Source organism: Alistipes sp. An116, assembly GCF_002161005.1.
In the GTDB taxonomy this organism is placed as follows: domain Bacteria; phylum Bacteroidota; class Bacteroidia; order Bacteroidales; family Rikenellaceae; genus Alistipes; species Alistipes megaguti.
The window spans coordinates 1-6,402 of record NZ_NFLR01000038.1 but is presented as its reverse complement, the minus strand read 5'-3'; the positions used below and the strand labels follow the sequence as shown (position 1 = coordinate 6,402).

11 protein-coding genes and 1 pseudogene are annotated in these 6,402 nt (G+C 55.6%); 8 read left to right on the top strand and 4 right to left on the bottom strand.

What is annotated here, in order from left to right; genetic code table 11:
* A pseudogene (locus B5E60_RS13405) lies at positions 1-795 on the top strand (hypothetical protein); the annotation flags it as partial.
* A 4-nt stretch (positions 796-799) separates the two neighbouring features.
* A complete protein-coding gene (locus tag B5E60_RS13400) occupies positions 800-979 on the top strand; it encodes a hypothetical protein (protein WP_087311358.1) in 180 nt (59 codons plus the stop codon).
* An 86-nt stretch (positions 980-1,065) separates the two neighbouring features.
* On the opposite strand, the gene B5E60_RS13395 is transcribed toward B5E60_RS13400, so the two are convergent.
* Positions 1,066-1,689 (bottom strand): recombinase family protein, encoded by a 624-nt coding sequence (locus tag B5E60_RS13395; RefSeq protein WP_087312439.1) that lies wholly within the window; start codon positions 1,687-1,689, stop codon positions 1,066-1,068.
* Between the two features lie 211 nt (positions 1,690-1,900).
* Here B5E60_RS13395 and B5E60_RS13390 point away from each other — a divergent pair, with 211 nt between their 5' ends.
* From B5E60_RS13390 to B5E60_RS14400, 5 genes are read left to right on the top strand one after another with little or no spacing between them, the layout of a single operon-like run.
* Positions 1,901-2,560, top strand: a complete 660-nt coding sequence (locus B5E60_RS13390) for a hypothetical protein (RefSeq protein WP_087312437.1) — start codon at positions 1,901-1,903, stop codon at positions 2,558-2,560.
* Between the two features lie 18 nt (positions 2,561-2,578).
* Entirely contained in the window at positions 2,579-3,091 is a 513-nt protein-coding gene (locus B5E60_RS13385; protein WP_087312435.1) for a DUF2589 domain-containing protein, read from the top strand.
* A gap of 21 nt (positions 3,092-3,112) precedes the next feature.
* Entirely contained in the window at positions 3,113-3,697 is a 585-nt protein-coding gene (locus B5E60_RS13380; RefSeq protein WP_087312433.1) for a DUF2589 domain-containing protein, read from the top strand.
* 48 nt (positions 3,698-3,745) lie between these two features.
* Positions 3,746-4,531 (top strand): hypothetical protein, encoded by a 786-nt coding sequence (locus B5E60_RS13885; RefSeq protein WP_143260782.1) that lies wholly within the window; start codon positions 3,746-3,748, stop codon positions 4,529-4,531.
* 6 nt (positions 4,532-4,537) lie between these two features.
* Entirely contained in the window at positions 4,538-4,726 is a 189-nt protein-coding gene (locus B5E60_RS14400; protein WP_087312429.1) for a D-Ala-D-Ala carboxypeptidase family metallohydrolase, read from the top strand.
* Between the two features lie 97 nt (positions 4,727-4,823).
* Here B5E60_RS14400 and B5E60_RS13365 read toward each other — a convergent pair whose 3' ends face one another.
* From B5E60_RS13365 to B5E60_RS13355, 3 genes are all read right to left on the bottom strand, one after another.
* Entirely contained in the window at positions 4,824-5,120 is a 297-nt protein-coding gene (locus tag B5E60_RS13365; protein WP_239403361.1) for a helix-turn-helix domain-containing protein, read from the bottom strand.
* Positions 5,120-5,407, bottom strand: coding sequence for a helix-turn-helix domain-containing protein (locus tag B5E60_RS13360; protein WP_162611654.1), 288 nt, complete (start codon positions 5,405-5,407; stop codon positions 5,120-5,122). The genes B5E60_RS13365 and B5E60_RS13360 overlap by 1 nt, the downstream gene beginning before the upstream one ends.
* A 117-nt stretch (positions 5,408-5,524) precedes the next feature.
* Positions 5,525-5,776, bottom strand: coding sequence for a tyrosine-type recombinase/integrase (locus tag B5E60_RS13355; protein ID WP_087312423.1), 252 nt, complete (start codon positions 5,774-5,776; stop codon positions 5,525-5,527).
* Positions 5,777-5,988: 212 nt separating this feature from the next.
* Here B5E60_RS13355 and B5E60_RS13350 point away from each other — a divergent pair.
* Positions 5,989-6,402: Arm DNA-binding domain-containing protein (locus B5E60_RS13350; protein WP_239403360.1), on the top strand; the 414-nt coding region annotated here is incomplete at its 3' end.

Sequence of the window (6,402 nt, the reverse complement as noted above, 5' to 3'; positions counted from 1 at the left end):
ACGCTGGGCGACAACGGCCGCGAGCTGGAGAAGATCTCTGGCCTGATGCGCCGGATCATCGAGCAGGAGGAGTTCTACGTCGATACGATCACCCTCACGGCCTCCTCCTCTCCGGAGGGCCGTTACGCCTTCAACGAGCATCTTTCGCGAGGGCGAGCCGAGGCGCTGAAGCGCTACCTGGTGCGTCACTACGGCCGGGGTATCGACACGCTGCTGACGGTGCGGTGGGTTGCCGAGGCGTGGCCCGAGCTGATGAACCGCATCCGCACGGATCCTGCGCTGACGAACCGCGAGGCGATGCTGGAGCTCCTTTCCGAGGAACGGGATCCGGACCGGCGCGAGCGGCTGCTGCGCGAGCGCTTACCCCGGGAGTACGCCTACCTGAAGGAGGTGATCTACCCGCAGCTCCGCTCCGTGGATTTCCGCTACAACCTCCGCCGCAAGGGGATGGTTAAGGATACGATCCACACCACGGAGCTCGACACGACCTATGCCCGGAGTGTGGAGCTGCTGCAGAGGCGTCAGTACGCCCGGGCCCTCTATATTCTCAACGACTACAACGACCGCAATACGGTGGTGGCGCGCCTCTCGATGGACCACAACGAGCGGGCGCTGGAGTTGCTCTCGACGATGCCGACGGATGCCGTGACGGAGTACCTGCGGGCCATAGCCTGCTCGCGGCTGGGGCGCAAGGCCGAGGGACGTGAACACTTCCTCGAAGCCTGCCGCCGGGATGAACGCATGGAGTACCGGGGGAATCTGGACCCCGAAATTTCGGAACTGTTAAAGGACTAAACACATGAAACGCAAACGCATAATAACGATTCTGACCTACGTTCTTCTGGCCGCAGCCTGGGGCGCGATCTTCGTCTCGCTCTTCACGGCCTGCAACGTCTACGAGGATACGACAATCGAGGTGATCCGATGTCCCGAAATCCGGGATACCATCCAACTCCCGGAGTGGGAACCCCTGGAATAAACAAAGGCTGCGAACTCAATCGCAGCCTTCTTGCGTAAACAGAGAAAGAAGAAGTGAATAAGCAACAAGAAATAAGGCTCGTTTGTTCAGGTTCGGCATTGATAAAGAGCGTTGATCTCTTCGTCCACTTGCCGGACGCGGTGGAAAGTCTTGGATGAAATGCCAAATCGTCGACACACGCTTGTCAGCGTGCAACCTTCGCGCAGCATCTCCACCACCTCGTCACGCCGCTCCAGCAGCATCTTCTGCTTGACGCACGATCCCTTGCGGCGTCCGAGCACCACACCGTCGGCCCGGCGTACGGCCAACGCTTCGCGCGTGCGCATCGAGATGAGGTTGCGCTCGATCTCTGCCACAAGCCCGAAGGCAAAACACAGCACCTTGCTGTTGATCGAGTTGTCGAAGGCATAGCCGTCCTTTGTGCTGTAGAGCTGGATGCCCCGCTCGAGGCAATGGCCCATGATCGACATGATCTCGGTGAGCGTGCGGCTCAGGCGCGACAGTTCGGTAACAATCAATGTGTCACCCCGTTTCATGCGGCGAAGCAGGGCGCCGAGTTTGCGTTTCCGTCCGCTCTTGCGACCGCTCACGACCTCCGTCAGCCAACGGTCGACGGTCAGGTTGTGCCGGGCGGCAAAGCGCAGAATCTCCTCCTGTTGATTTCTCAGATGTTGTTTCTCGGTGCTGATGCGTAAATAGGCTACGGTCATAATCGGGATTTTAGTTGGAATTATGCCGCGAAGGAAAACAAAAAACGGGCTCGAAAGCTCGTTCAGGAGGAAAAACGTTCGTTTAATGGCTTGTAGAAGGATTTGAAAATCCATTTGTAAAAATAGGGCTTTCCGGGCAGTTTTCCAAGAAAAAACGCCAAAAAAAATTCATTTGGGCCGAATGGGAAAATAAACGAACCTTTATTGTCGGATGACGATGAACGCAAATACCTTTTACCAGAAATACGGTCAATACATTGCTCGCGTACAGCAGTATTCGTCGATACGGGAGCAGGATCGCTGGCCCTATATCAACCCCGGTCGGCTGAAAGGTGATCTTGAGGTTACCGATTCCGCACTGTCGCCATACTTCATGCCGTACGGAATCCATTACGACTGGTATCTTTCCGCCGTGCTGTACAGACCGGGGAGGATCACCTATGTACCACTGCCTTATGGGCCGTATCCGGTCATCAGTTTCGAATTTTCGGGCTGTTGGATGGCCAAGATCTGCTTCAGGGGAGTATGGTATGTACTTCACATATCGACCAGCAAAACACCGCAGTACGACTGCAAATCGCAATGGAAGAGCTTCCTTTCACAATACAAAAGCCATATTTCGGCCATTGTCATGTTCCAGCCGACAACGCTTCGTGATCTATTCGATAAATCTATCGACCTGCATGGGAATGGACGTCCTGTAACGTTGGCTGGGCTGATTGCCGAAGATAATGCATGTTATACGTTGGTCTATGATTATATGTCGGCCCGTGTTGTGACCGCGGCAGATGCCCGCACCGATTATATCGGGCGATGTTTCCGGGACCTGCTCTGCAACGAGCCGGATTTGATCCATTATTCGCGACTGTAAACAAACTATCTATTTGTCATGGGAGGATTCTGGAGTAGAGAAAAGAGCAGCACGCAGACTCTGTCGGATCTGATTCGCGGGCTGCAACACTCGGTCAATGCGGCCATGGAGATGGTCGAAACACGTAACGTCGAATTGCTCGGACGTTACTTCTCTCCTGAGGGCGACCCGCTGACCAAGCGGCTCAACGTCGACGGGCAGACGGCCGTCGACGTGCCGCTGATCTCGATCGTCAACCCTTCGACCATCAATATCAAGGAGGTCGAGATGGACTTTTCGGTGCAGATCAACGCCTCGGACCTGCGCTGCAAACAACCGCAGAAGGGGTTTCAGGCCGGAGAGGAACACACCGAGTTCAACAACCGGCTGAAACGCACGAGCCTTGAAATCAGCTTCGACGGACAGAAGGACCTTTCGCGGATGCAGGTGCACATCAAGTTCGAGGCAAAGCCCATCCCCGAAGGGCTGTCGCGCGTGATCGACGAGTACGACAAAACGATCATGCCCTTCACCCGGCAACAAGAACAATAACCCGTTTTAATTTTTACGATTATGGCAAACGAAAACGATGTCTCGGGCAAGTTCTCGGGACTTCCCATTGCGGAACTCATTGCCGCACCGCTTACGGCGGCGTGCGACTCGCAGAAAAGACTGGCGCAGTCGGCCTTCGAATTCATGACCGAGATCGGTTACAGCGACGTGGAGAAGCAGACGCCGCGTCTGTTGAGCTTCCAGCTCGAACGGCCCGTCGAGGGGGCAACCGACACGCAGACCGTGCAGGTCAATGCTCCGTTTCTGGGTCTGGTGCCGCTGCCGGCGCTGCTGATCGACGACGTGCAGGTGGACTTCCAGATGGAAGTGACGACAACCGAAACCTCAAAGGATACCTCCAGCAGCGAGGTTACGACCAACGTCAATTCGAGTTTCAAGTTCGGCTGTTTCGCCAAGGGGTCGGTGAGTGTCAACGGCAAGGTCTCCTCCTCGCGGGAGAACACCCGTTCGACAAACCAGACGGCGAAGTATCAGGTGCATGTCTCGGCACGCCAGCAGGCTCCGACCGAAGGGTTGAGCAAGCTGATGGATATCATGGCCTCGTGTGTCGAGCCGGTCAAGCTTGAGGGAACTGCCGGAGAGTAGTTCCGACTACGGTCGGAATTTTGCGTTCTGGTATTGCCATATGATGTTATGGATATTGTCGAAACCCTTGTTCGTCAGCATAACTGTTTGGTGTTGAGCCGACCGTTCTGCCGTCGAGGCCCCGGAGATGTTCTGCTGCCGATGTACGACACGCAACTGTCGTCTCGTTTCAAAATCAAAACCGTCGATTCACAGACGGGTAGATCTTGTCTGTGTGAAGGTGGTGGGCCGGTTAAAATCAACGATTGCAGCCTGAATGCCGTCATATGGCGCGAAGGTTGTATCAGCATTTATAGTCTGCCGTCGTGTTCCGATGTGATCAGTTTCGACTTTTCGGGATGCGTCATGGCTCTTTTCTGTCTTGACGGCACGTGGTTCTCGGCTCACATTCATATGGGGGGTGCGTGGGATTGTACACTCGAATGGATTAACTTTGTGCAACGTGTATGGTCCCGGATAACGGCATACGGCATGTTTCGTCCGAATGTTGCACTCCTCGCCGAGGCATGTTCGCAGTGCAACCCTTGCATGAGTTCCCAAAACGCTGTGCAGGCGTATCTCTCTATTCCCAAACTCTGGGGAATCATCACCACTACTGGGCAGTTTGTGTCGCTCTGCGTCCGGCCGCTTGATAATTCCTTCCAACGCGTGGAGGTGCTTTCCGTTGAGGAGCTCCGCTTGGGTTTTGATATTTCTCATTATGCTTCGCTCTTGGAGCCGTTCTTGAGTAGAGAGAAGGCAAAGTCCCAATGGGAGCGCTTTTGGAAGAGTCATACGGGGCAACTGCGGTTTGATGCTTTCCGGCAGCCGAAGTCCAAATGTTCATTGATTTGATCTGTTATGAAATACTTTACATGGAAGGAGTGTACGCACTCCGATACGGCCCTCCGTATTTTGTCGGGCTACCGTTGCGAGGCCCTCAACCGGGCTGTCGGAGGCATGCCGAATTCGGCTCACTGCACCGGATACCCCCCCCCGCAACGGCCTCACGACCGACTTCCGCGATTTCTGTCGCGGGTTCTTGGCTGACAGAGCTTTCGATCAACTGATCTCTGAGGACGAGATCCGACAGCTGGAGGCGTTGGGCTGAAAAACAGGAGCAACGGGTTGCCCGTTGCTCCTTGTCTTATCGCAGAATCGGTTTGACGAGATTCTTTTCGAGAATCTTCGCAATCTCGGACATCGGGTAGAGAAACTTCCCGCCGAGGGTCGTGTAGGGGATAATCCGCTCATCGCGGTAGGTCTGCAGCGACCGTTGACTCAGCCCGAAGAGGTTCCGCACCTCCTCGCTGGTGAGGTAGCTCTCCGCATTAAGATGTGAGGGCAGGGTCTCGATCATCGCCTCGATCCGGTCGAGCGCCGCCAGTGCCTTCTCCTGAAGCTCCCTGTACTCCGGAGATCTCCGCGTAATCCACTCTTCCATCATGCCCGGGATTTGACCAGATTGGCATTGAGGATACGCTGGATATCGCTTTCGCGGAAATAAACCTTGTTGCCGATCATCGAGTAGGGGATCTTCCGCTGCCGCCGGTAATATTGCAGCACCCGTTTCGAGACGCGCAGCATGCCGCATACCTCCTCCTGGGTCAGCCAGCCTCCGGGTTTGCGGGGCATGGTCTTCGTGGCCAGGTGGGTTGTTCGGATTTGAATCCGGTTGACGATCGCCTTCAGCTCCTCGAAGGCGGCCGCCTCAATCAGTTTGCATTCCATGGTACACTTTTTTTTAGTTTGCAGGGACTCCGATTCCCGGAACCCGCCCGCAAAATAGGGCGGAATTCCGGAAAAGGTGCCTGGTGTCCTTTGCAGACCTTGCATGGCCGACATCGGCTACAAAGCCATATTTTCAGCAACGACCTCCATGTCGCGCATGATCGACGAGTCGAGAACCTTCGCATAGCGGCGTGTCATGTTGACGTTAGCATGGCCGAGCATCTTGGCGACGTTATCAATCGTCGCACCGCTGGCCAGCGTCAGGGTTGCGAACGTATGACGCGCGGTGTGTGAAAAACTCGTCCAGACGGTATTTTGAAACAAGCGGCAATAAAAACGTAACCGGTTTGGAATGAGGCGATTTTCCATTTTCGGGGAAGCAGTCAACCGCACATCGTAGCGAGACAACCGTTACCATACCGTTACCCGTATCGTTACCACGGCGTCCACAGGTAACCGGTAGCGATTGACAGACCTCCGCACGGCGTTTTATTCTCTGAATCACCGGGTTTTGCATAACGATGAACGCCTTTAGTCACGGTATCTTTGCCCCGAGCAGGGAACCCTAAAAACCAGTCGTTATGAAAGAAGTCAGTTGCAAGGTTTTGCTCTACCTGAAAAGGAGCTCCCAGACCGCTTCGGGTCAGGCCCCGATCATGTGCCGCGTGACGGTCGGCCGATCGATGGTGCAGTTCAGCAGCAAGCTCACCTGTACCCCCGCGCTGTGGAATGTCCGCGAGCGACGCCTCAGCGGCAAGAGCCGCGAAGCCGTGGAGACCAATGCACGGATCGAGAAGCTGCTGCTGCTGGGAATCCATGAGGCTGTCAAGAGCCTCTCGACCCGCCCGGGAGGGTTCGATGCCGAGGCGGTCAAAAGCCAGTATCAGGGCAGTCTGGAGACCCGCATGACCCTTCTCCGCCTGCTGGACCGCTACATCGAAGGACTCCGCAGCCGGGTGGGTATCGACTGCGCCCGAACCACGCTGAGCACCTAC